This window comes from Variovorax sp. ZS18.2.2 (genome assembly GCF_024701975.1).
GTDB lineage: Bacteria > Pseudomonadota > Gammaproteobacteria > Burkholderiales > Burkholderiaceae_C > Variovorax.
The window spans coordinates 371,556-393,944 of record NZ_JANLNM010000005.1; the positions used below are offsets into that span (position 1 = coordinate 371,556).

Genomic DNA, 22,389 nt, shown 5'->3' on the forward strand with positions numbered 1-22,389 from the left:
ATGGCGCGGCCGCCGGTGCTACTTCAGTATGCCCAGCAGGTTGTTGAAGTCGTCGGTCCAGGGCCGGGCGCCGGCCACTGGCGCAATGGCGGATGCGGCAGCGCCCACCGGTTCGCGCGCCAGGGCCTCGGCCTCGCGTGCGACCAGCACCCAGTCGGTGTCCAGGAGCCACGCGGTGTCGGCCGTGTCGTCGTGCACCAGCACCGCGTGCAGCCCCTTCGATTCGGCGATCTTCGCGACCACCGGGGCCAGCGCCAGGAAGCGGTTGGTCACATGGAAGGCGACGATGCCGCCCGGCCGCAGATGCCGCAGGTAGACCTCCATCGCCTCGGCGGTGACCAGGTGGATCGGCACCGAGTCGCCCGAAAACGCGTCGACAGCCAGCACGTCGAAACCCTGCGCGGGCTCGCGCTCCAGCGCGAGGCGCGCGTCGCCCAGCACGCGCTCGATGCGGGCCGGGCTGTCGCGCAGGAAGCTGAATTCGGTGTCGGCCAGATCGAACACCTGCGGATTGATCTCGTAGACCCGGTAGACGTCGCCGGCCCGCCCGTAGCCTGCGAGCGTTCCCGCGCCCAGCCCGATCAGCCCGACGCGGCGCGGCCCCGCGGGCGCAGCGGCGATCGCGCGGCCGATGCCAGAGGTGCGGCCGTAGTACGACGTCGGCTCGCTGCGGCGCGCCGGCAAGAGGAACTGCTCGCCGTGCTTCACCGAGCCGTGGAACATGCGCCGCACGCTGTCGGCCGGGTCGTCTTTCTGCCGATCGAGCGTGACCAGCGTGCCGTAGAAGTTGCGCTGCAGGGTGCGTGCATCGACCGTGTCGTCGCGCACCTGCAGCAGCAGGAACCACGCGCAGCAACCCGCAACCGCCACGCTGGCCACCGACAGCCAGCGCCGCCCGCGCAGCACGACCGCGGCCACCAGCGCCGTCAGCACCAGGCCGATGCCCAGCTCGTAGTAGGCGGGCAGCACATGCGGCGCGACCAGCCCCACCGCGACGCCGCCCAGCGCGCCGCCGAGTGACAGCATCAGGTAGAAGCGCGTGAGATAGCGCGGCCCGGGCCGCAGCCGGGCCATCTCGCCGTGCAGGAACATGCACAGGGCGAAGAGCCCGATCACATAGATCGGCAGCGCGGTCTTGACGTAGACGCCGATGCGGTCCTGCAGCCCGAAGGCGCACAGCAGCAGCATCGCGGCCGCGAGCGTCAGGAACACGCCGCGGCGGTACCAGCGGTCGCTCTCGAAGCACAGCACGAAGGTCAGCAGGTAGAGGGAGAGCGGCAGCACCCACAGGAAGGGAACGGCCGCCACGTTCTGGGTGATGTGGTTGGTCACGGCCAGCAGCAGCCAGGAGCCCAGCGCGGGCAGTGCGAGCCACAGCAGATAGTCGGCGGTGCGCGGCGGTTTCTCGGGAACCGCAGCCGTATCGCCGGAAGCTTGCTGCAGCGGCACGTCGGCCCAGCGGCGCGCCACATACAGCGTGGTGCCGCAGCACAGCGCCACGAACGCCCCATAGCCCCACGACCATCCGTGCGCCTGCTGCAGCAGCGAACTGCGCGGCTCGATCAGCACCGGATAGCTCAGCAGCGACAGCAGCGACGCCAGGTTCGACAGCGAGAAATAGCGGTACACCTGCGCACCCCACGGCGTGCGCGCCACCCACGACTGCACCAGCGGCCCGGTGGTCGAGAGCAGGAAGTACGGCAGGCCGATGGTGCCGAGCAGGAGGCCCAGAATCCACAGCGTCGGGTCTTCGGCGCCGGTCGGCTTCCAGCGCGCACTGGTCACGATCGGCAGGAAAGCCAGGCTCGCGAGCAGCAGCACAATGTGCAGCGCCGCCTGGGCGCGCACCCGCAGATGGCGCGTGATCCAGTCCGAATACGCGTAGCCCGCGAGCAGCACGACCTGGAAGAACACCATGCAGATCGACCACACCGCGGCCGAGCCGCCGAACCACGGCAGGATCTGCTTGGCGATGAGCGGCTGGACCAAGAACAGCAGGAATGCGCTGCTGAAGATCGTGCCGGCAAACAGAAGCTGGATGCCGGCGGGTCCCATGCCGGCTTGCTTACTTGCCGAAGCCGCGCGCGAGGAACACGGCGACCAGCGGAATCAGCGCGATCAGGTGGGCCTGCACCATCACCAGCTTGCGCGTCTTCCTGATGTCGTCCTCGACCGGCAGCTTGCCGGTGGAACGCAGCGTCTTGCGCCAGCGGAAATAGGTGAGCGTCGGAAAGATCGAGAGCACGCCCACGATGATGAAGAGCCCCAGCTTCACATGCAGCAGCGGGTTGGTCCAGTACCAGGCCGTGCCCTTCACGCCCCACCAGGTGCGCGCGATGCCGGTCGCGAGCACCGCGATGGCCGCGATGCCGTAGACCATGTCGACCTTGGCGAGCCGTTCGACGACGGCGGCGTTGAGCCACTGCACGCGGCACAGCGCCGCTTCACTGGAAATGAACACCACCATCGTGAGGATGGCCAACAAGTGCAGGTAGGCGAGGATGGCTTCGAGCGTCATCGATGGCTTTCTTCTCAGTGGGGTAGCAAATGCAAACTGATTGTGACCCCGCTCCTGCCTCTTCAGGCCGTTCGTCCCCAGAATTCCGGTTGTCCGTACTGGTCCTTGAGGAAATCAAGCCACAGTCGCACCCGCAGCGGCAGGTGCTTGGCGCCCGCGAACACCGCGTAGATGCCGTTGGGCGGCGCGGCGAATTCATCGAGCACCGCCACCAGGAGGCCCGCGTCGATCTCGGCCTCGACCTCCCAGGTGCTGCGCCAGGCGATGCCGTGGCCGGCCAGGCACCAGTCGTGCAGCACCTGCCCGTCCGAGCAATCGAGCGGGCCACTCGGGCGCAGGTGGATCAGTTCTTCCACGCCGGCCTCGGTGGTGATGCGAAAGGCCCAGCCGCGCGTCTGCGAGGCATCGCTCGACAGCGTGAGGCAGGCAAAGCGCGACAGATCGCCAGGGTGCTTCGGTGTGCCGTGGCGACGCAGGAAATCGGGCGTCGCCACGCAGCGGCGGCGGTTGTCGGCAAGCCGCACGCTCACGAGCGATGAATCGGGGAGGTCGCCCACGCGCACCGCGCAATCGAAGCTCTCGCCGGTCACGTCGACCACGCGGTCGCTGAGGTTGAGCGAGATCGTCACTTCCGGGTGCATTGCATGAAAGCGCGGCACCAGCGGCGCGACGTGCCGGCGCCCGAAGCCGGCCGGCGCCGTCACGCGCAGGTGCCCGCTCGCCTTGACGCCGCCCGCGCTCACGCTGGCCTCGGCGTTCTGGAATTCCGTAAGCAGCCGCTGGCAGTCTTCGAGAAACGCGCTGCCCTCGTGCGTGAGCGTGATGCGCCGCGTGGTGCGCACCAGCAGCTTGACGCCCAGCCGCTCCTCCAGCGCATCGAGCCGCCGCCCCATGATCGCGGGCGCCACGCCCTCGGCCTTGGCCGCGGCCGTGAGGCTGCCGCGCGCAGCGACCGAGACGAAGGATTCGAGTTGCTTCAGGCGGTCCATGGGGCGGGAACTATATAGATAGCGACTGCCGCCTGGAATCGATCAGCCGCCGCCCGTGACGCCCCGCGTCCGGAGCGCAGCGATTTCCGCATCGCCATAGCCCACTTCCCGCAGAAGTTCGTCGCCATGCTCGCCGATGTGCGGCGGCTGCAACCGGATGCCGGGGCGCTGGCCGCCCAGCGTGAACGGCGCGAGCGGCACCTTGGCCATGTGGCCGTCGTTCATGCGCACGGGCGCGAGGCCGCCGGTGGCGTTCAGGTGCGGATCGTCGAACAGCTCCTGCGGCTTGGTGATGGGCGCGAAGGGCAGCTCGTTCTGCTCGAACACCGCGGCCAGCTCCGCCGCGCTGCGGTCGGCCAGGTGCGAACGCAGGATCGGCATCATCCATTCGCGCGCGCGCACGCGGTCGTTGTTGGTCTTCAGGCGCGGATCGGCCAGCATGTCTTCGAGGCCGAAGGCCTTGCAGAAGATGGCCCACTGCTTGTCGCTGACGGCTGCCAGGAAGATCTGCTCGCCGTCCTTCACGGTGAAGACGTCGTACACGGCCCAGGCCGAGATGCGGCTGGGCATCGGGTCGGCCGCCTTGCCGGTGGCGGCGAACTGCATCATGTGCTGCGCGACGAGGAACACGTTGTTCTCGAAGAGCGCCGCCTGCACCTCGCAGCCCTTGCCGGTCGCGTCGCGCTGGCGCAGCGCGGCCATCGCGCCGATGGCGCCGAACATGCCGCCCATGATGTCGTTCACGCTGGTGCCCGCGCGCAGCGGGTCGCCCGAGCGGCCGGTCATGTAGGCGAGGCCGCCCATCATCTGCACCACTTCGTCCAGCGCAGTGCGGTGGTCGTACGGGCCGGGCAGGAAGCCCTTGTGGCTCACATAGATGAGGCGTGGGTTGAGCTTGGAAAGCGTGTCGTAGTCGAGCCCCAGCTTCTTCATCGTGCCGGGCTTGAAGTTCTCGCTCACGATGTCGGCGGTGGCGATCAGGCGCAGCGCGGCCTCCACGCCTTCGGGCTGCTTCAGGTCGAGCGCGATGCTCTTCTTGTTGCGGTTGAAGGTCGGGAAGAAGCCCGAGCCCGAGCCGAGCAGCCGGCGCGTGTTGTCACCCTCGATGGGCTCGACCTTGATGACCTCTGCGCCGAGGTCGGCCAGCAGCAGGCCGCAGGTCGGGCCCATGACCATGTGGGTGAACTCGACGACGCGGATGCCGGCATACGGCAGAGGATTGGCTTCAGACATGTGCGATGTGTTCCTGGACAAAGCCCTTGGGCAAACCGGCTTCGGGCGTCATGCCGTAGACGGGTTCGCCGGGCAGGCCGGCCATGAGCGGCGCGCGCGCCGCGATGAGTTTCTCGATGTCGATGCCGGTGCGGACGCCCATGGCCTCGAACATGAAGACGAGGTCTTCAGTCACGGCATTGCCCGAGGCGCCGGGCGCGTAGGGGCAGCCGCCGAGGCCGCCGAGCGAGGCGTCGAAGGTGCGCACGCCCTCGTCCCACGCAGCCAGGCAGTTCGCGATGCCGAGACCGCGCGTGTTGTGCATGTGGGCCGCGCCGGCGTGCATGCCGAGCTCCGCGCGCAGGCGCTTGAAGAGACGGCGCACCTGTGCGGGATTGGCGTAGCCCACGGTGTCGGAAAGCCCCGACTCATCAGCACCGGCTTCGATGCATTGCGCGGCAAGGCGGATCACGTCGTCTTCCGGCACCAGCCCCTGCAGCGTGCAGCCGAAAGCCGTGGAGATGCCGGCTTCGAGCTTCACTTGCGGCGCGATCGCGCGGCGCAGGTCGGAGATGGCGCGCACCTCCTCGACCATTTCCGTCGGCGTCTTGCGCACATTGGCGAGCGAATGCGCCACGCTCGCCGACACCGGCATCGTGAGCTTGTGCACGCCCGCTTCGAGCGCGGCCTCCGCGCCCTTTCGGTTGGGCACCAGCGCCATCACGGTGAGGCCGGGCAGCGTGATCGCATGGCGCACCACGTCGGCGGCATCGGCCATCTGGGGCAGCAGCTTCGCGGGCACGAAGGAAGCGACCTCAATCTCGCGCACGCCGGCAGCGTAGAGCGCGTCGATCCAGCGCAGCTTGTCTGCCGTCGGCATGGTGGCCCGGACCGATTGCAGGCCGTCGCGCGGGCCGACCTCGCTGATGAGGACGTCGGGGGGTGTCATCGACTTCGTCTCCTTGGAGCGATCTGGGGCGGATCGCTTGACAGTTCTATTAGACAGAACTAAATTCCGTTAAACAGAATTAGACCGCCGATCGACTTTCCCTGTCAAGTCACGCCCATGCCCCGCAAAGCCCAGACCGAATCGGTTTCCGACCTCAACGCCGCACCTGGCGGTGCCGCCGCGGTCGATCGCGCGCTGAGCCTGCTGTCGGCGTTCCAGCCGGGGGACGAGGCGCTGTCGCTCGCGCAATTCGCCGAGCGCACGCAGCTCTACAAGAGCACGGTGCTGCGCCTCCTGGCGTCGCTCGAACACGCGCGGTTGATCCGCCGGCAGGACGACGGCCGCTACGCGCTGGGCATGGAGATCGCGCGGCTGCACGGGCTCTACGCCGCGTCGCAATCGCTCGACCGCATCGTGTTGCCGGTGCTGCGCGCGCTGGTCGCCGCCACCGGCGAAAGCGCGGCGTACCACGTGCGGCAGGACCAGGGCGAGAGCTGGGCGCGCCTGTGCCAGTTCCGCGTCGACTCATCGCATGTGGTGCGCGACCACGTGCGCGCGGGCGACCTCTTGCCCAACGACCGCGGCGCCGGTGCGCGCGTGCTGATCGCCTTCGGGCCCGAAGCCGAGCGGCCTCGCGGCGCGAAGGAACGCAAGCTCTACGACGCGATCCGCGCGCAGGGCTTCTGTGCGTTGGTGGGCGACCGCACGGCCGAGCTCGCGGGCATCTCGGCGCCGGTGTTCCATGCGGACGGCAGCCTCGCCGCGGCAGTCACGCTGACGATGCCGACGCACCGCTACGACGAGGGCTACATCGAGCCCGTGCGTGCGGCAGCGAAGGAACTCAGCGGGCAGGTGTGACCTGAGGGTCTTGCTCCTTCCCCTCCCGGGGGAAGGTTGGGATGGGGGCAAGCGGCGTTTGCAATATCGCGACGCCTGATCGACGGCCGCGTGCCCTCACCCCGGCCCTCCCCCGAAAGGGGAGGGAGAAATACGGGTCCTTCAGGACTCGGCTTTGAAGCCCGAGTTCTTGATCGGCATCTCCCAGCGCTTCAGATGCGCCGCCTGGATCGCGGCCAGTTCTGCCGGCCCCGCATGCGCCGGCACGAGCCCCAGCGCGTAGATCCTGTCCTGCACATCGGGCATGCGCAGCGCATCGGCCACGGCCTTGTCGATCCGCGCGACGACTTCGGGCGACATCCCCGGCGGGCCGTAGAGCCCGAAGAATGCATCGGCGGTCACGTTGATGCCGGCCTCCTTCAACGTCGGCACATCGGGCAGCGCGCGGCTGCGCTGCTCGCCCGTCACCGCGAGGATGCGCACCTTGCCGGCGCGGTGGTGCTCGATGGTTTCGGATGCGGTGTCGACCATCAGCGGCACCTGGCCACCGATCAGGTCCTGCGCGGCCGGTGCGCCGCCGCGGTAGGCGACGTGCGTCATCGGCACGCCTGCCGCCTGCGCCAGCAACTGTCCGGCGAAGTGCGGCACCGTGCCCGCGCCCGAGGTCGCGTAGTTGGCCTTGGCGGGGTTGGCCTTCATCCAGGCCAGCACCGTCTTCAGGTCGCCGGGCGGCGCGCCCGGGCCGGCGGTCACTGCAAAGTCGAAGGTGCTGCCGAGCGCGATCGGCGTGAAGTCCTTCGCCGGGTCGTAGCCGAGGTTCGAATAGAGCCATGGGTGAATCACCATCGCGCCGCTCGGCGAGAAGACCAACACGCTGCCGTCGGGCGGCGAGCGCTTGAGTTCGCCCAGCGCAAGTCGCCCTGCCGCGCCGGGCTTGTTGTCGATGATGACGTTCTGCCCGAGCGAGACACGCATCTTGTCGGCCAGGAGGCGCGCCACCACGTCCGCCGATCCGCCCGGCGGAAACCCGACCAGGATGCGCGTGGTGCGCTCCTGCGCAAAGGCCATCGGCGCGGTGGCCGCGGCGGCAATGACGGCAGCGGCCTGCGCTGCGAACTGGCGGCGTTTCATGCTTCTGGCTCCTCGGGGGTCGTGGTTGGAATCGGGATCGCGCTCAGCGCAGCGCGGCGAGCAGGGCCTTGTTCTGTTCGGGCAGGCCGACGCTCACGCGCAGCCATTGAGGCAGACCGTAGGGACCGAGCAGCGAAACCTCGATGCCGGCCGCCAGCAGGCGCGCGTGCACGGCCTGCGCATCGCCGACCTGCACCATCACGAAGTTGCCCGACGAGGGGATGTGCGCAAGACCCAGTTCGGTGAAACCCGCGGCGAGCTGGTCGCGTCCGGCGGTATTGAGCTCGTAGGTGCGCGCAAGAAATTCCGTGTCGCCAAGCGCGGCCACCGCCGCGTGCTGGGCTGGTGTCGTCACGTTGAAGCGCGGGCGCTGCGCGTTCATGCGCGAAGTCAGCGGCGGCTGCGACACGCCGTAGCCGATGCGCATCCCGGCGAGGCCGAAGGCCTTGGAGAAGGTGCGCGCCACGATGAGGTTCGGCAGGCGCCGCACCCATTCGATGCTGTCATAGCGCTGCGCAGGCGAGAGGTACTCGGTGTACGCCTCGTCGAGCAGCACCGTCACATCCGCTGGCACCGATTGCAGGAAGGCCAGTAGCCGCGCAGCATCGATGAAGGTGCCCGTGGGGTTGTTCGGGTTGGCGACGAAGACCAGCTTCGTGTCCTCGGCGATGGCGGCGCGCATCGCGTCGAGGTCGTGGCCGAAATCTTGCGAGGGCACGACGGTGGCGCGCGCGTGGGCGTGCGCCGTGGCCTGCGCGTAGACGATGAAGCCGTACTGCGAATAGACGACGTTCTCGCCCGGTTTCAGGCTCACCTGTGCGGCGAGTTCGAGGATTTCGCTCGATCCGCTGCCGAGCGTGAGCCACTCGGGCGACACGTCGAGCCGGGCGGCCAGTGCATTCTTGAGCGCGGTGCCGTTGCTGTCGGGGTAGTTGCCTGCGCCTTCGAGGGCGGCGGCCGCGGCGCGGCGGGCCGACTCGGGCATGCCGAGCGGGTTTTCGTTGGAAGCCAGGAGGATCATTTCGGCGCGTGCTGGATTTATTTAAGAAATTAAATATATCCCGCGCCCGCAGCGCCTCCATCAGTGCCTACCCTTTGCGTAAAAAGCGGCGCCGAACCGCCATTACCCTCATTTTTGTCATTGATAAATCTCGCTTTCGGCTCTTACTCCTTCGTAAAGTATCGAATAAAGTTGACCTACGTCATTGCGACACCCACGTCTTTCGATTCCGTATTCCGCCGTATTTCGATTTCCAGGAGAGAAAAATGACCGCCCGCACCACCGCCCACGGACTCCAGGTCGCGACCGAGCTCCACCGCTTCATCGAAGAAAAAGTCCTGCCCGCCACCGGCGTCGCCAGCGACGTCTTCTGGAAGGGCTTCGACGCCATCGTGAGCGACCTCGCGCCCAAGAACATCGCGCTGCTCACCGAGCGCGACCGCCTGCAGAGCGAGCTCGACGCCTGGCACAAGAAGAACCCCGGGCCGATCGCCGACATGCCGGCCTACCGCGCCTTCCTCGAAAAAATCGGCTACCTGCTGCCGCAGCCCAAGGGCGCGAAGGCCACGACCGCGAACGTCGACTCCGAACTCGCGCTGCAGGCCGGCCCGCAGCTGGTGGTGCCGATCCTCAACGCACGCTACGCGCTCAACGCCGCCAACGCGCGCTGGGGCTCGCTGTACGACGCGCTCTACGGCACCGACGCCATCTCCGAAGCCGGCGGCGCTGAAAAGGGCAAGGGCTACAACCCGGTGCGCGGCGCCAAGGTCATCGAATTCGCACGCAACGTGCTCGACCAGGCCGCACCGCTGGCCAACGGCTCGCACAAGATGGCGACCGGCTACAGCGTGAAGGACGGCAAGCTGGTCGTTGCGCTGCAGAGCAGCAGCACGGGCCTGGCCGACCCTTCACAGTTTGTCGGGTATGACTGCGACGCCGAAACGTTCACGTCCATTTTGCTCAAGCACAACGGTATTCACATCGACATCCGGATCGATCGCAACACCACCATCGGCAAGAGCGACCCCGCGGGCATCAGCGACGTGGTGCTCGAAGCCGCGCTCTCGACCATCCTCGATCTCGAAGACTCGGTGGCCGTGGTCGACGCGGCCGACAAGGTCGTCGCTTATTCGAACTGGCTCGGCATCGTCGAAGGCTCGTTGACCGAGGAAGTCGCCAAGGGCGGCAAAACTTTCACGCGCGGCCTCAATCCTGACCGCGAATACACCGCCCCCGATGGCAGCCAGACTATCAAGCTGCACGGCCGCTCGCTGATGTTCCTGCGCAATGTGGGCCACCTGATGACCAACCCGGCCATCCTGTATGCCGGCGGCAAGGAGATTCCGGAAGGCATCCTCGATGCCGTGGTGACCACCACCATCGCCACCATCGACCTCAAGCGCAAGGGCAACTCGCGCACCGGCAGCATCTACATCGTCAAGCCCAAGATGCACGGCCCGGCCGAAGTGGCCTTCGCGAGCGAGCTGTTCGGCCGCGTCGAGCAACTGCTGGGTCTGCCCGCCAACACGGTGAAGCTGGGCATCATGGACGAGGAGCGCCGCACCAGCGTGAACCTGAAGGCCTGCATCGCCGAAGCCGCCGCACGCGTGGCCTTCATCAACACCGGCTTCCTGGACCGCACCGGCGACGAGATGCACACCGCCATGCAGGGCGGCCCGATGATCCGCAAGGGCGACATGAAGTCCAGCGCATGGATCGGCGCCTACGAAAAGAACAACGTGCTGGTCGGCCTCTCGTGCGGCCTGCGCGGCAAGGCGCAGATCGGCAAGGGCATGTGGGCCATGCCCGACCTCATGGCCGCGATGCTCGAACAGAAGATCGGCCACCCCAAGGCCGGCGCCAACACCGCCTGGGTGCCCTCGCCCACCGCCGCCACGCTGCATGCGCTGCACTACCACCAGGTGAGCGTGACCGCGGTGCAGCAGGAGCTGGAAAAGATCGACGCCGACGCCGAGCGCGACAACATCCTGAACGCGCTGCTGCAGGTGCCCATCGCACCCGAAGCCAAGTGGACCGCCGAAGAGCGCCAGCAGGAAATCGACAACAACGTGCAGGGCATCCTCGGCTACGTGGTGCGCTGGATCGACCAGGGCGTGGGCTGCTCCAAGGTGCCCGACATCCACAACGTGGGCCTGATGGAAGACCGCGCGACGCTGCGCATCTCGAGCCAGCACATCGCCAACTGGCTGCTGCACGGCGTGGTGACCAAGGCGCAGGTCGACGAGACCTTCCAGCGCATGGCCAAGGTGGTCGACGAGCAGAACGCGGGCGACGCGCTCTACCAGCCGATGGCCGGCAACTTCGCGACCTCGGCCGCGTACAAGGCGGCGCAGGACCTGGTGTTCAAGGGCATCGAGCAGCCGAGTGGCTACACGGAGCCGCTGCTGCATGCATGGCGTTTGAAGGTCAAGGGCGAAGCTTGATCGGCGTGCGTCCGGCACTGCGGACTTGAGCTAACGGACGGCGCCCTCGGGCGCCGTTCTGCATCTGGGGCGGCATGCCATTAGCATTCGTGCCGCTCCCTTCTTCCTTCAGCCCTTCCCTTCTCGATGAACACGAACGCGGCCTCGCCGCTCCCGCCGCGCTGGTCGACCTCCGCGGCCGCCATGCTCGTGGCACTGGCCTCGGCCTTCGCGCTGAGCCAAGCCTTCCGCACCGTCGGCGCCATGATGGCCACGCCGCTCAGCGGCCACTTCGGCCTCTCGCCCCAGCAACTGGGCACATGGGCGGGCACCTTCCATTTCATGTTCGGGATCATGCAGCTCGCGATGGGCGTGTCGATCGACATGTTCGGCGTGCGCCGCACGGTGCTCACCGCTTTTCCGCTCGCCATCGCGGGCGCGGCGCTGTGCGCGGTGGCATCGAGCTTTCACATGCTGCTGCTCGGGCAGGCGCTGATCGGCGTCGGCTGCGCACCGGCATTCCTCGCGTGCACGGTGTTCATCGCGCGGCATTTCGATGCCGCGCGCTTCACCGCGATGTCGGGGCTGGTGATGAGCATGGCCGGCCTGGGCATCGTGTTCACCGGCACGCCGCTGGCGCTGCTGATCGAGGCCGCTTCGTGGCGCGCCGGCTATGCGGTGCTGGCCGCGTTCGCTGTGCTGTCGTGGATCGTCATCTTCTGGCGCGTGCGTGAGCCGATGCGTGCGGTGGATCAGGTGGAGCCGGCCGAACGCCAGTCGTTGCGCAAGGCCGTGCGCGAGTTGCTGCCGCTGTTCGCGATGCCCCACACGCTCGGCCTCTTGTGCTTCGCCTGCGTGTCGTACGCGGCCTTCATCACGCTGCGCGGCCTGTGGCTGGGGCCGGTGCTGCACGAGCGGCACGGCCTCTCGCTCGTGGCAAGCGGCAACGTGGCGCTGGTGATGACCGTCACCGGCATGATCAGCCCGATGCTGTTCGGCCGGATGGACCCGGGCGGCGCGCGGCGCGCCCGCTGGATGATGGGGTGCGCGTCCATCGGCGCACTGATGTTCGGTGCGATGGCGCTCACGCATTCGCGCGCGGTGGACATCGGCCTGCCGATCATCTATGGCCTTCTCTCCGGCTACAGCGTGCTGCAGTACGCGTACACCAAGAACGCCTACCCGGCCGCCATGACGGGGCGCGCGCTGGCGCTGATGAACATGGCGATGTTCCTCGGCGTGTCGCTGATGCAATGGACGACCGGCGTGGCTGCATCGTGGGGCGTGGCGCATGGCGTCGAGCCGTTCCGTGCGGTGTTTCTTACCGTGGCAGGGATGCTGGCCGCGGGCACGCTCGCGTTCGCCCTGCTGCCGCGTGCGCCGGTGCCTGCACGCCCGTCCTGAGCGCGCGGAAGGCCACGGACGCATCGCTCAGGCGTCGTCGCCCAGACGCGCCCGCACTTCGCGACGGCCCAGTTGCCGCTTGGCGACCGCGTAGACGTCGTTGCGACCGTACATGGCACGGTGGGTGGGCAGGTCAGGCGCAGGGCGCTGGGCGGCGCCACTGCGGGTAACCAGGCAACGACGCAGCACGTCGTAGCGCTTCTCTTCCGCCTGCGTCGCACACGCTCTCTCGGGAAACTTCGCGAGCGTGATCTCGAACCAGCAGCCGTCGACGCGGTGCCACTGTGTGCTCTCGTCGATCACGTGATAGACCGCGTAGGGCTTGTCGCCGCGCTGTTCGGCCCACGTCTTGCGAGTAGCCCTTCGCGCTGCCTTTGCTTCGGCCAGCCGCCGGTTGGGCAGCAGGATGCCGGTGACCGGATGCACGAACAGCTCGACGTTCGGCGCTTCGCGCAACGGCACGCTGCGATGCGTGCCCCAACGATGCGGCGGAACGCACACCTCGCCGTCCCGCAGCTCGGCACGGCGCTCCACGAAATCGTCGATGTGCAGGAAGATGTGCGCCTGCACCGTGCTGCGCCGGTCGATGCCGCTGCAGAGTTCCGCATACACCTTGTCCCACGGCCGATGCACCTGCTTCTGCAACCAGCGCTTGAGCGGTGCGAGGTTTTCGTTGAGCCCCTTCGGACGGTCGTAGCCACGCTTCATGCCGAGGTGCGAACCGCGGTCCCTGCTGTTGCGAAAGGCCCGCCCCTCGCCCTGCACACCACCGCCGCGGCGCGGGCGTTCGACGATGACCTTGTCCATGTCTTCGCGCATCGTCAGTCCTCCCGCCCGAGGCTGCGCGCAGCCTTCTGCAACGCGACCTTCTGCGCACGCCGCTCCGCGCGGTGCGTGCGCAGGTGCCGCCCTGCGCCCTGGCTCGATTCGCGGCGCGCCATCGCGGCCACCACGGGATTGCGAGGTGCCGTGGACGGCACCGAAAAGTAAAACCGGCCCAGACGTTTCTCGTCGTCGCGGGCCTTTCGTTGAGCACTCATGTGCGCACACTCCAAAAACAAAAAGGCCCCGGCGAATGGCTGCGCGGGGCCTTTGTCGACGGGCCTCGGCAGGTGCATGGATGCACATCCGGCCGGGGCGGTCGGTGTGCGGGTCAGGTGTTCAGGAAACGGCTCATTGAATTGGTTGGTCGCCCGGGAGGTTGCAAGTCGCCAGGCGCGTTGGGGAAAAACTGTTGCTGAAAAACGAAGGGCGGATTCTGTCGAGCCCATGCGCGATGCGCAAGCGCCGCTTGCAACGCTGTGGCGCAAAGCCGACGCAAGACCGCCGCGGTGTCGTCCTACGAATCCAGTTGCATCCGCCCTCCGTATTGATCTCAAGCGCATCGCGCCTCCGAGCTGTTGGCGGTTTCCACAGAGAACCTCGACAACCATTTCTTTCCAGGAGACTTCCATGAAAAAACTCGTGATCGCAGTCGGCGTTTCGGTCCTGCTCGGCGCTTGCGCGGGCGGCATGGGCATGAGCGGCAGCGGCGCATCGAACCCGATGGTCGGCGGCGCCGCGATGTACCCGACGAAGGACATCGTCGACAACGCCGTGAATTCGAAGGACCACACGACGCTGGTCGCCGCCGTCAAGGCCGCGGACCTGGTCGGCACGCTCAAGAGTGCGGGCCCGTTCACCGTTTTCGCACCGACCAACGCGGCCTTCGCGGCCCTGCCGGCCGGCACGGTCGACACGCTGCTCAAGCCCGAAAACAAGCCCACGCTGACCAAGGTGCTGACCTACCACGTAGTGCCCGGCAAGATGGACGGCCCCGCGCTCATGAGCGCGATCAACGCAGGCGGCGGCAAGGCCGTGCTGAAGACCGCGAGCGGCGGCACGCTCACGGCCACGATGAGCGGCAGCAACGTGTTGGTGACCGATGCCAAGGGCGGCACCGCGACCGTGACGATCGCCAACGTGTACCAGTCGAACGGCGTGATCCACGTCGTGAACAAGGTGCTGCTGCCGGGTTGATGGTTCTCCGCGCGGCGGGCCTTCGTCAGGTCCGTTGCGCCGCCTCGGCCTCGTCGCGCAGCCATTGCGCGAAGTCCTGCGCGTCGCGGTTGCTCGCGGCGCGCTTCGACATCTCGATGAAGTAGCCGCGGTGCGATGCCGCGCCCTCGCCGAGCGGCGCCACGAGCCGGCCGTCGCGCACCAGTTCGCGCAGCAACGGCAAGCGCCCGATCACCACGCCCTGCCCCGCCACCGCGGCGGCCACCGCATCGGCGTACTGCGTGAAGCGCAGCGTGCTCTTCACGCGCAGGTCTTCCAGCCCCATCACCTTGAGCCACGGCTCCCAGTCGGCGGTCGGGGCTTCGCTGTGGTCCGGGTATTCGATGGTGAGCAGCGTGAGTCTGGAAAAGTCCGACAGCTCGCGCAGCGACGCGGCGACCTGCGGCGCGCACAGCGGGATCACCGATTCCTCGAACAGCGCCGGCCCGACACCACGGCCGATGGGCACGAAGCGCACCGCGAGATCGAGGCGGCTCACGTCCAGGTCGAGCACGTCGAGCGTGGCCGACAGGCGCACATCGACCTGCGGATGCGTGCCGGTGAAGCGCGCCAGTTTCGGAATGAGCCAGAGCGACGCAAAACCCGGCGTGCAGGTGATCGCCACCTGCCGCGGCGCGGCGCTGGCGCGCACGCGGGCCGTGGCGTCGCGCAGCCGCTCCAGGCTGTCGGTGACCGCGCGCTGCAGCACGCCGCCGGCCTCGGTGAGCGCCAGCGCGCGGTGGCGGCGCTCGAACAGCAGCACGCCCAGGCTGGCTTCGAGCTGCTGGATCTGCCGGCTCACGGCCGACTGCGTGAGGTGCAGCTCGCCGGCCGCCAGCGTGAAGCTGAGCTGGCGCGCGGCGGCCTCGAAACTGCGCAGCAAATCCAGCGGCGGGAGCTCGCCGCTCGGGGTTCTGGGGGTTTTCGCATTCTCTACAGGCATGCAACGAGTTCCGAATGACCGCGTGTAAGGAGGAGAGCTACTCACTATATTCATTCGTACCCCGAATGCAATGGAGCTTGCCATGAGCACCCAACCGTCTTCTTCCTCCTCCCGCTTCGACGTCAGCCTGCCGACCCGTGCCGTCTTCTCGGTGCCCGATGGCGCCGGCGTGGGCATCGAATGCCGCAGCGGCACGGTCTGGGTCACGCTGGACCGCGATCCGCGCGACATCGTGCTGGAGCCCGGCGACCGCTTCGATGGCACCGAGCACCGGCGCATCCTGGTGTCGGCGCTGACCGCGTCGTGCATCACCGTGTCGGATGCGCAGCCCGCTGCGATGCCCCTTGCGCGGCCGGCGCGCGGATGGTCGCCTTGGCGACTTCGGCCCCACGGGTTGTCCCCGGCTTGACCCCGGTGCCATCGGCATCGAACCTCGATGCCATGGACTCCCAAGCACTGATCCTCTACGAACTGGCCGACGGCATTGCGACGCTCACGCTGAACCTGCCGGCCAAGCTGAACCCCATCGCGCGCGACCTGCAGATCGAACTGCGCGACACGCTGGAGCGCATCCGCAATGACCGCGCGGTGCGCGCCGTGATCCTGACGGGCGCGGGCAAAGCGTTTTGCGTGGGCGCTGACCTGAGCGCGATGGCGCCCGGCGAAGTAGGCAAGTCGCTCGGCACGCAGACGGCCGAGTGGATGCAGTCGCTGAGCAATCCGCTGATCGAGACGCTGCGCACGCTGCCTGTTCCTGTGGTCGCTGCAGTGAACGGGCCGGCCGCCGGTGCGGGCGTCGGGCTGGCGCTCGCGGCGGACGTGACGATCGCGGCACGCAGCGCGTACTTCTATCTGCCCTTTCTCCCGAAGCTCGGCATCGTGCCGGACCTGGGTTGCACCTGGGCGATTCCGCGCCGTGCCGGCAAGGCGCGCGCGATGGGCATGGCATTGCTCGACGAACGCCTGAGCGCCGGCCGCGCGGTGCAGTGGGGCCTGATCTGGGCCTGCGCCGACGACGAGCAACTGATGGACGATGCGCGCGCCATCGCGCAGCGCCTCGCACGTCTGCCCGCACATGCGGTGATCGAAGCGCGCGAAGCCTTCGAGGCCTCCGAGCGCCACACGCTGAAAGAACAACTGCACTACGAAAGCGAACGCCAGCGCGAGCTGATCGATCGCCCGACCTTCCGCGAAGGCGTGAGCGCGTTCCTGCAGAAGCGGCCACCCGCGTTCGAGAGCCGCTGACACCCCGAAACGCGGGCACTGGCGCCTGACATGGGGCTGCGGGAGAATGCCCGCATGCCCATCCTCAACGCCTTCTACGCCCAGTCGGGCGGCGTCACTTCGGTCATCAATGCGTCGGCCTGCGGCGTGATCGAGACGGCACGAAAACACCCGGACCGCATCGGCAAGCTCTACGCCGGACGCAACGGCATCATCGGCGCGCTGACGGAAGAACTGATCGACACGGGCGCCGAATCCGCCGAAGCCATTGCGGCCTTGCGCACCACGCCTTCGGGCGCATTCGGTTCGTGCCGCTACAAGCTCAAGTCGCTCGAGAAGAACCGTCGCGAATACGAGCGGCTGATCGAGGTGTTCAAGGCGCACGGCATCGGCTATTTCTTCTACAACGGCGGCGGCGATTCGGCCGACACCTGCTTCAAGGTGAGCCAGCTGTCGCAGTCGCTTGGCTATCCGCTGCAGGCGATCCATGTGCCCAAGACCATCGACAACGACCTGCCGCTGACCGACTGCTGCCCGGGCTTCGGCTCGGTCGCGAAGTACGTGGCGGTGTCCACGCTCGAAGCCTCGTTCGACGTGCGCTCGATGGCCGCCACCTCGACCAAGGTGTTCGTGCTCGAGGTGATGGGGCGGCATGCGGGATGGATCGCCGCGGCCGGCGGGCTTGCTGCGGACCAGGGCATTCCGGTGGTGGTGCTGTTCCCGGAGATCGAATTCGACAAGGCGCGTTTTCTCGCGCGCGTCGATGCGCTGGTGAAGCAGCACGGCTACTGCTCGGTCGTGGTGTCCGAGGGCTGCCATTACCCCGACGGCACCTTCCTCGCGGAACAGGGCACGCGCGATGCGTTCGGCCACGCGCAGCTCGGTGGCGCCGCGCCGGTGGTGGCGCAGATGATCAAGGACGCGCACGGCCACAAGTTCCACTGGGCGGTGGCCGACTACCTGCAGCGCGCGGCGCGGCACATCGCCTCGGCCACCGACGTGAAGCAGGCCTACGAACTCGGGCAGCGCGCGGTCGAGCTCGCGCTCGAAGGTCGCAACGCGGTGATGCCGACGATCGAACGCACTTCCGACGTGCCGTATGCGTACACCCTCGGCAGCGCGCCGCTCGAATCGGTGGCCAACGTCGAGAAGCCGATGCCGCGCGATTTCATCTCGGACGACGGCTACGGCATCACCGAGAAATGCAGGCGCTATCTGCTGCCGCTGATCGAGGGCGAGGACTACCCCGCGTACCGCGACGGCTTGCCGGTGTACGTGACGCTGCAGAACGTCGCGGTGGCGAAGAAGCTGCCGGCCTTCGAACTCGCATGACGACCACCGCCGCGGTCATCGACGTCTCGCGCTGCCCGTTGTGCGGCGAGTCGAACCGCTGCGCAATGGAGATCGAACGCGAGACGGGCGAGGCGCAACCGCCGTGCTGGTGCATGCAGGTCGACTTCAGCAACGCGCCACTCGCCAGACTGCCGGAGTCGATGCGCGGCCTCGCCTGTATCTGCGCGCGTTGCGCGGCAGGGACGCCGCCTCAGGACTGAGCGCCGCCCTGGGATTGCGATTGAGATTGCGTCTGCGACTGCACCTGCTCGGGTGCAGCCTCGACGGGCTCGAGCGCCGCCACATCGCCAGCCACCACCATCGTCGGCGCCGACCCGGGCCGCTGCTCGGTGATCACGCGGTGGATGAACTGCAGCTTGCCCACCGCCGCGCGCGGCAGCACGAAGGGGTAGTAGTCGGGCTGCCCCATGCTGCGCGACAGCTCGTTGAGCACGTTGGTGAGCAGCACCCAGCCATTGATGAAGTCGAGAAACGTCGCGGCGTCGGGATGGTCGGGCTGCCAGAGGTCGGCGGTGGTGAAGAGGTCGCTCGTCAGCTCGACGGTGGTCGCATCGACGCCGAAGCTCATCGCCGTGTCCGCGGTGTCGGCCATGTGCAGGTAGTGGGCCCAGGTCTCGGCCCAGTCTTCCCACGGATGCGTGCTCGCGTAGCTGCTCACGAAGCGATCGGCCCAGTCGGGCGGCGGGCCCTGCTCGTAGTGGGTCTGCAATGCGGCGGCGTAGTCGGCGCGGTCGTCGCCGAAGAGCGCGCGGAAGTCGTCGATCCACGGCGTGGGCAGCACCAGCAGGTCCCAGTAGTAGTGGCCGATCTCGTGGCGGAAGTGGCCCAGCAGCGTGCGGTAGGGCTCGCGCATTTCGGCACGGATGCGTTCGCGCACCGCGTCTTCGGCCTCCTCGGCGTTGAGGGTGATCACGCCGTCGTCATGGCCGGTCATCACGTGCGGGCCACCGGGCATGTTGCTGAGGAAATCGAAGGCCAGGCCATGCACCGGATCGGCGTGGCGGCTTACCACCGGCAGGCCAAGCGCCAGCAGTTGCGAGACGAGCCGGCGCTTGGCCGTCTCGAGCTTGCGCCAGAGTTCGCCGTTGGTCTCCATCGAGAGGTCGGGAATGGTGCGGGTGACGCTGCACGCAAGACAGTAGCCGGGCGCGAGGCCCTGCGTGTCGGCGGGAATGGTCTCGCCCTCACGCGGCACCGCCACCATCCAGCTGCAGGCGGCCGGGGTCATGAGGTTCGCGCAACGGTGGTAGGTCTTGCCGTGCGGATCGCCGAAGACGGTGAAGGTGTCGGGCAGCGCGCCGCCACCTTCGGCCGGCGCCAGCGGCATGACGCCGAGGCGATCGATCACATAGCCGAGCGGCGTGTGGCAGGCCAGGCACTCGCTGTTGCGCAGGAACACGGGGCGGCCGCACTGGCAGCGGTAGGCACGGCTCACGGTCGGCGCGGCGAGTTCGGTCGCGAGCGTGGGGGCGGCCTGTTCGTTGACGGGGTCGTTGATCGGGGAGTCCATGGAGTGCTCTTCTTGCGCTTGACGCGATGGGGACAGCCGCTGCATTGTGCGACCGCCCGCCACGACCTTCACCGCGCAAACACCGATATGCTTGTAGGACGACGGACCCCGAGACATTCCGCCGCCCCATGACCTCCCCACACACGCCCGAAGCCGCGCCCACGCCGGCTCCGCCCTCCATGGGCACCTTGCGCGAACGCTACGGCGAGCGCTATCGCTGGTATCTGCTGCTGTCGGTGATGGTGGGGACGATGGCCTCGATCATGTCGTCGACCATCGTGAACGTGGCGATCCCCGGCATGAGCCATCACTTCTCGCTCGGACAGGAGCGCGCGCAGTGGGTGAGCTCGGGCTTCATGGTCGCGATGACCGTCTCGATGCTCACCACGCCGTGGCTGCTGTCGCGCTACGGCTATCGCCGCACCTACGTCGGCACGATGCTGCTGCTGCTCGTGGGCGGCATCGCGGGCGGGCTGGCCAACAACTTCTCGCTTGTGCTGTTCGCGCGCGTGGCCGAAGGGCTCGCGGCGGGCGTGGTGCAGCCCATTCCGGCCATCATCATCCTGCGCGCCTTCGAGCCGCACGAGCAGGGGCGCGCGAGCGGCATCTTCGGCATGGGCGTGGTGCTGGCGCCAGCCATCGGGCCGAGCATCGGCGGGGTGCTGGTCGACCTGTTCGGCTGGCGCTCGATCTTCTTCATGGTGGTGCCGTTCTGCCTGGCCTCGATCTGGCTGGCCTACAAGTTCGTGCCCCAAACGGCTCCGGGCGGCGTGGCCGCCGTGCGCGGCGGCGGGCTCGATGCGCGCGGCCTCGCGCTGGGCACGGTCGGCACGCTGTGCCTGTTGAACGGGCTGGTCGAGCTGCGCGGGGATTCACCGCTGCAGGCCGCGTTGCTGCTGGCCGGTGCGCTGGCGTCCTTCGTCGCCTTCGTGTGGTGGCAGCGCCGGCTCGCGGCCTCGGGGGGCACACCGTTGATGAACCTCGCGCTCTTCAAGTACCGGCAGTTCGCGATGGGCAGCGTGGTCGCCTTCATCTACGGCACGGCGCTGTTCGGCTCGACCTACCTGCTGCCGGTGTACATGCAGGTGGGGCTGAGCCTGTCGGCATCGCACGTGGGCACCATTCTTCTGCCGGCCGGCATCGTGCTGGCCGTGACCATCGCGGGCGTCGGCCGACTGGCCGACCGGCATCCGACCTGGGTGCTGGTGACCGTGGGCCTCGCGCTGCTGGCGGCTTCGTTCGCGCTGATGATGGTGCTGCGGCTCGACAGTGCGCTGTGGCTGCTGGTGGCGTTCGCGATCATCGGGCGCATCGGGCTGGGGTTCATTTTGCCGTCGCTCAACCTGGGTTCGATGCGGCCGCTGGCCAAGCCGCTGATTCCGCAGGGCGCGAGCGCGATCAACTTCGTGCGCATGCTGGGCGGCGCCGCCGGTGTGAGCCTGTGCGCGATCGTGCTGGAGTGGCGTCTTGCCGCGCACGGCGATTCGCTGGCCAACCCGGTGAGCAGTCCGGCCCGGCTGGCGGCCTTCGACGAGGTGTTCGCGATGCTGGCGGGGCTGTGCGCGCTGGCAATCTGTGCGGCTTGGCAGTTGCGCGAAGGACCGAAACAGGCCGACGGGACGGCGCGCAACACGGGGTAAACACCGGCGGACCCGGAAGGCGCTTTCGCTTTCAATTGTTATCAGTTGTATCTGATAACGAAACGGTTCCATGCATCGCAGAAATTTCATCGCCGCCTCGGCTGCGGCAGCGGCCGGACTCGGCCCTCTTTCCTTTCCAGCCTTTGCCGCCGAGAGCGGCGTCACCGACAGCGAAATCGTCCTCGGCCACACCGGCATCCTGAGCGGCCCGCTCGGCGTGCCGGTCAAGGTGGTGATGGCCGGGGCCGGGCTGGCCTTCGACGCGGTCAATGCGCAGGGCGGGTTGTCGGGTCGCAAGATCCGGCTGGTTTCGCTCGACGACGAACTCAAGCCCGAGAAGGCCCTCGCCAACTACGAGAAGCTGCTGGCGGAGCATCGCGTCTTCGCCTTCTTCGGCTGCGTGGGCTCGGGCACCACCGCCGCGGGCGCCAAGGTCGTGAACCAGAGCGGCGCGCCGACGGTGGGCGGCTATGCGGTGTCGGATTCGGCCCGCGAGAAGATGGGTGGTGCCGGTTACTTCGTGCGCGCCACCTTCGCGCGCGAGGCCCAGGCGCTGGTACAGCACCTGACGACCATCGGCGTTTCGCGCATCGCCGTGGCGTACCTCGACAACCCCGGCGGCGCGGAAGTCGCCAAGTTGGTCGAAGCCGCGCTGGACACGCTCAAGTTGAAGCCCGAGGCCGCGGTGGCGGTCAAGGGCGACGGCACGACCAACGAGGCGGCCGGCAAGGCGCTGGCGGACAGCAAGGCGCAGGCCGTGATCATGTATCTGGGCGGCGGCATCGGCGGCGAGGTGATGAAAGCCGCCTGGGCGGCCGGCGGGCGCCAGATGTACTACGGCATGTCGATCGTGCCGGGCGACGTCACCGCCAAGCTCGTGGGCGACAAGACCAGCGGGCTGGCGATCTCGCAGATCGTGCCGTACCCGTGGAGCGAGGTCGACGCCACCGCGCGCGAATTCCGCCAGCTGGCCGAGCGCGCCAAGGTGGACTTGGGTTACCTGAGCTACGAGGGTTATGTGAATGCGCTCGTGATGATCGAGGGCCTGCGCCGCACCGGCCGCGACCTGACGCGCGCGAAGCTGCACGCCGCGCTGAAGGCGATGAAGCTGCGCATCGGCGGCATGGAGATCGACTTCACCGGCGCGAGCAACACGGGCTCGCGCTTCATCGAGATGGTGCGCGTGACCAAGGAAGGCAAATTCATCCGCTAGCTGCAA

21 protein-coding genes are annotated in these 22,389 nt (G+C 67.9%); 10 read left to right on the forward strand and 11 right to left on the reverse strand.

Going from position 1 to position 22,389, the window contains the following annotated elements:
• Positions 1 to 18: 18 nt before the first annotated feature.
• The 5 genes from NU688_RS21015 to NU688_RS21035 form a co-directional block, all read right to left on the reverse strand.
• On the reverse strand, positions 19 to 2,055 hold the full coding sequence (locus NU688_RS21015; protein ID WP_257862735.1) for a spermidine synthase: 2,037 nt from the start codon (positions 2,053 to 2,055) through the stop codon (positions 19 to 21).
• A gap of 10 nt (positions 2,056 to 2,065) precedes the next feature.
• On the reverse strand, positions 2,066 to 2,518 hold the full coding sequence (locus tag NU688_RS21020; protein WP_257862736.1) for a DUF2214 family protein: 453 nt from the start codon (positions 2,516 to 2,518) through the stop codon (positions 2,066 to 2,068).
• 62 nt (positions 2,519 to 2,580) lie between these two features.
• Positions 2,581 to 3,507 carry a LysR family transcriptional regulator gene (locus NU688_RS21025; RefSeq protein ID WP_257862737.1) on the reverse strand — a complete coding sequence of 309 codons (927 nt, stop codon included), beginning with the start codon at positions 3,505 to 3,507 and terminating at the stop codon, positions 2,581 to 2,583.
• 42 nt (positions 3,508 to 3,549) lie between these two features.
• Positions 3,550 to 4,740 (reverse strand): CaiB/BaiF CoA-transferase family protein, encoded by a 1,191-nt coding sequence (locus NU688_RS21030; RefSeq protein WP_257862738.1) that lies wholly within the window; start codon positions 4,738 to 4,740, stop codon positions 3,550 to 3,552.
• Positions 4,733 to 5,668 carry a hydroxymethylglutaryl-CoA lyase gene (locus NU688_RS21035; protein WP_257862739.1) on the reverse strand — a complete coding sequence of 312 codons (936 nt, stop codon included), beginning with the start codon at positions 5,666 to 5,668 and terminating at the stop codon, positions 4,733 to 4,735. Before NU688_RS21035 ends, NU688_RS21030 begins: the two co-directional genes overlap by 8 nt.
• Positions 5,669 to 5,785: 117 nt before the next feature.
• Between NU688_RS21035 and NU688_RS21040 the strand changes: the two genes are divergently transcribed.
• Positions 5,786 to 6,526, forward strand: a complete 741-nt coding sequence (locus tag NU688_RS21040; protein WP_257862740.1) for an IclR family transcriptional regulator — start codon at positions 5,786 to 5,788, stop codon at positions 6,524 to 6,526.
• A 141-nt stretch (positions 6,527 to 6,667) separates the two neighbouring features.
• Here NU688_RS21040 and NU688_RS21045 read toward each other — a convergent pair whose 3' ends face one another.
• Positions 6,668 to 7,636, reverse strand: a complete 969-nt coding sequence (locus tag NU688_RS21045; protein WP_257862741.1) for a Bug family tripartite tricarboxylate transporter substrate binding protein — start codon at positions 7,634 to 7,636, stop codon at positions 6,668 to 6,670.
• A 43-nt stretch (positions 7,637 to 7,679) separates the two neighbouring features.
• Entirely contained in the window at positions 7,680 to 8,657 is a 978-nt protein-coding gene (gene hisC / locus NU688_RS21050) for a histidinol-phosphate transaminase (protein WP_257862742.1), read from the reverse strand.
• 245 nt (positions 8,658 to 8,902) lie between these two features.
• Here hisC and NU688_RS21055 point away from each other — a divergent pair, with 245 nt between their 5' ends.
• Positions 8,903 to 11,080: a malate synthase G gene (locus tag NU688_RS21055; RefSeq protein ID WP_257862743.1), complete on the forward strand. Its 2,178-nt coding sequence runs from the start codon at positions 8,903 to 8,905 to the stop codon at positions 11,078 to 11,080.
• Positions 11,081 to 11,206: 126 nt separating this feature from the next.
• The gene (locus tag NU688_RS21060) at positions 11,207 to 12,463 is read left to right on the forward strand and encodes an MFS transporter (protein ID WP_257862744.1); all 1,257 of its coding nucleotides are present in this window, start codon (positions 11,207 to 11,209) and stop codon (positions 12,461 to 12,463) included.
• Between the two features lie 27 nt (positions 12,464 to 12,490).
• Here NU688_RS21060 and NU688_RS21065 read toward each other — a convergent pair whose 3' ends face one another.
• Together NU688_RS21065 and NU688_RS21070 are read right to left on the reverse strand one after the other, a co-directional pair.
• Positions 12,491 to 13,282, reverse strand: coding sequence for a hypothetical protein (locus NU688_RS21065; protein ID WP_257862745.1), 792 nt, complete (start codon positions 13,280 to 13,282; stop codon positions 12,491 to 12,493).
• 2 nt (positions 13,283 to 13,284) lie between these two features.
• Positions 13,285 to 13,503, reverse strand: coding sequence for a hypothetical protein (locus NU688_RS21070; protein WP_257862746.1), 219 nt, complete (start codon positions 13,501 to 13,503; stop codon positions 13,285 to 13,287).
• Between the two features lie 472 nt (positions 13,504 to 13,975).
• Here NU688_RS21070 and NU688_RS21075 point away from each other — a divergent pair, with 472 nt between their 5' ends.
• Positions 13,976 to 14,482, forward strand: coding sequence for a fasciclin domain-containing protein (locus NU688_RS21075; RefSeq protein ID WP_374684673.1), 507 nt, complete (start codon positions 13,976 to 13,978; stop codon positions 14,480 to 14,482).
• A 25-nt stretch (positions 14,483 to 14,507) separates the two neighbouring features.
• On the opposite strand, the gene NU688_RS21080 is transcribed toward NU688_RS21075, so the two are convergent.
• Positions 14,508 to 15,443 carry a LysR substrate-binding domain-containing protein gene (locus tag NU688_RS21080; protein ID WP_257862748.1) on the reverse strand — a complete coding sequence of 312 codons (936 nt, stop codon included), beginning with the start codon at positions 15,441 to 15,443 and terminating at the stop codon, positions 14,508 to 14,510.
• Positions 15,444 to 15,525: 82 nt separating this feature from the next.
• Between NU688_RS21080 and NU688_RS21085 the strand changes: the two genes are divergently transcribed.
• The 4 genes from NU688_RS21085 to NU688_RS21100 are packed head-to-tail and all read left to right on the forward strand — an operon-like array spanning position 15,526 to position 18,220.
• The gene (locus tag NU688_RS21085; RefSeq protein ID WP_257862749.1) at positions 15,526 to 15,852 is read left to right on the forward strand and encodes a DUF2917 domain-containing protein; all 327 of its coding nucleotides are present in this window, start codon (positions 15,526 to 15,528) and stop codon (positions 15,850 to 15,852) included.
• 32 nt (positions 15,853 to 15,884) lie between these two features.
• On the forward strand, positions 15,885 to 16,688 hold the full coding sequence (locus NU688_RS21090; protein WP_257862750.1) for an enoyl-CoA hydratase-related protein: 804 nt from the start codon (positions 15,885 to 15,887) through the stop codon (positions 16,686 to 16,688).
• A 54-nt stretch (positions 16,689 to 16,742) separates the two neighbouring features.
• Positions 16,743 to 17,999, forward strand: a complete 1,257-nt coding sequence (locus NU688_RS21095) for a 6-phosphofructokinase (protein ID WP_257862751.1) — start codon at positions 16,743 to 16,745, stop codon at positions 17,997 to 17,999.
• On the forward strand, positions 17,996 to 18,220 hold the full coding sequence (locus NU688_RS21100; protein WP_257862752.1) for a cysteine-rich CWC family protein: 225 nt from the start codon (positions 17,996 to 17,998) through the stop codon (positions 18,218 to 18,220). The genes NU688_RS21095 and NU688_RS21100 overlap by 4 nt, the downstream gene beginning before the upstream one ends.
• Here NU688_RS21100 and NU688_RS21105 read toward each other — a convergent pair.
• Positions 18,211 to 19,530 carry a putative zinc-binding metallopeptidase gene (locus NU688_RS21105; protein WP_257862753.1) on the reverse strand — a complete coding sequence of 440 codons (1,320 nt, stop codon included), beginning with the start codon at positions 19,528 to 19,530 and terminating at the stop codon, positions 18,211 to 18,213. The genes NU688_RS21100 and NU688_RS21105 overlap by 10 nt on opposite strands.
• A gap of 128 nt (positions 19,531 to 19,658) precedes the next feature.
• On the opposite strand from NU688_RS21105, the gene NU688_RS21110 reads away from it, so the two are divergent.
• Entirely contained in the window at positions 19,659 to 21,170 is a 1,512-nt protein-coding gene (locus NU688_RS21110; protein WP_257862754.1) for a DHA2 family efflux MFS transporter permease subunit, read from the forward strand.
• A 70-nt stretch (positions 21,171 to 21,240) separates the two neighbouring features.
• Positions 21,241 to 22,383, forward strand: a complete 1,143-nt coding sequence (locus tag NU688_RS21115) for an ABC transporter substrate-binding protein (protein WP_257862755.1) — start codon at positions 21,241 to 21,243, stop codon at positions 22,381 to 22,383.
• Positions 22,384 to 22,389: the final 6 nt, after the last annotated feature.

Coding starts and splice junctions, on each gene's coding strand:
- NU688_RS21015 (WP_257862735.1), bottom strand. CDS start 2,055: ATGGGACCCGCCGGCATCCAGCTTCTGTTTGCCGGCACGATCTTCAGC.
- NU688_RS21020 (WP_257862736.1), bottom strand. CDS start 2,518: ATGACGCTCGAAGCCATCCTCGCCTACCTGCACTTGTTGGCCATCCTC.
- NU688_RS21025 (WP_257862737.1), bottom strand. CDS start 3,507: ATGGACCGCCTGAAGCAACTCGAATCCTTCGTCTCGGTCGCTGCGCGC.
- NU688_RS21030 (WP_257862738.1), bottom strand. CDS start 4,740: ATGTCTGAAGCCAATCCTCTGCCGTATGCCGGCATCCGCGTCGTCGAG.
- NU688_RS21035 (WP_257862739.1), bottom strand. CDS start 5,668: ATGACACCCCCCGACGTCCTCATCAGCGAGGTCGGCCCGCGCGACGGC.
- NU688_RS21040 (WP_257862740.1), top strand. CDS start 5,786: ATGCCCCGCAAAGCCCAGACCGAATCGGTTTCCGACCTCAACGCCGCA.
- NU688_RS21045 (WP_257862741.1), bottom strand. CDS start 7,636: ATGAAACGCCGCCAGTTCGCAGCGCAGGCCGCTGCCGTCATTGCCGCC.
- hisC (WP_257862742.1), bottom strand. CDS start 8,657: ATGATCCTCCTGGCTTCCAACGAAAACCCGCTCGGCATGCCCGAGTCG.
- NU688_RS21055 (WP_257862743.1), top strand. CDS start 8,903: ATGACCGCCCGCACCACCGCCCACGGACTCCAGGTCGCGACCGAGCTC.
- NU688_RS21060 (WP_257862744.1), top strand. CDS start 11,207: ATGAACACGAACGCGGCCTCGCCGCTCCCGCCGCGCTGGTCGACCTCC.
- NU688_RS21065 (WP_257862745.1), bottom strand. CDS start 13,282: ATGCGCGAAGACATGGACAAGGTCATCGTCGAACGCCCGCGCCGCGGC.
- NU688_RS21070 (WP_257862746.1), bottom strand. CDS start 13,503: ATGAGTGCTCAACGAAAGGCCCGCGACGACGAGAAACGTCTGGGCCGG.
- NU688_RS21075 (WP_374684673.1), top strand. CDS start 13,976: ATGGGCATGAGCGGCAGCGGCGCATCGAACCCGATGGTCGGCGGCGCC.
- NU688_RS21080 (WP_257862748.1), bottom strand. CDS start 15,443: ATGCCTGTAGAGAATGCGAAAACCCCCAGAACCCCGAGCGGCGAGCTC.
- NU688_RS21085 (WP_257862749.1), top strand. CDS start 15,526: ATGAGCACCCAACCGTCTTCTTCCTCCTCCCGCTTCGACGTCAGCCTG.
- NU688_RS21090 (WP_257862750.1), top strand. CDS start 15,885: ATGGACTCCCAAGCACTGATCCTCTACGAACTGGCCGACGGCATTGCG.
- NU688_RS21095 (WP_257862751.1), top strand. CDS start 16,743: ATGCCCATCCTCAACGCCTTCTACGCCCAGTCGGGCGGCGTCACTTCG.
- NU688_RS21100 (WP_257862752.1), top strand. CDS start 17,996: ATGACGACCACCGCCGCGGTCATCGACGTCTCGCGCTGCCCGTTGTGC.
- NU688_RS21105 (WP_257862753.1), bottom strand. CDS start 19,530: ATGGACTCCCCGATCAACGACCCCGTCAACGAACAGGCCGCCCCCACG.
- NU688_RS21110 (WP_257862754.1), top strand. CDS start 19,659: ATGACCTCCCCACACACGCCCGAAGCCGCGCCCACGCCGGCTCCGCCC.
- NU688_RS21115 (WP_257862755.1), top strand. CDS start 21,241: ATGCATCGCAGAAATTTCATCGCCGCCTCGGCTGCGGCAGCGGCCGGA.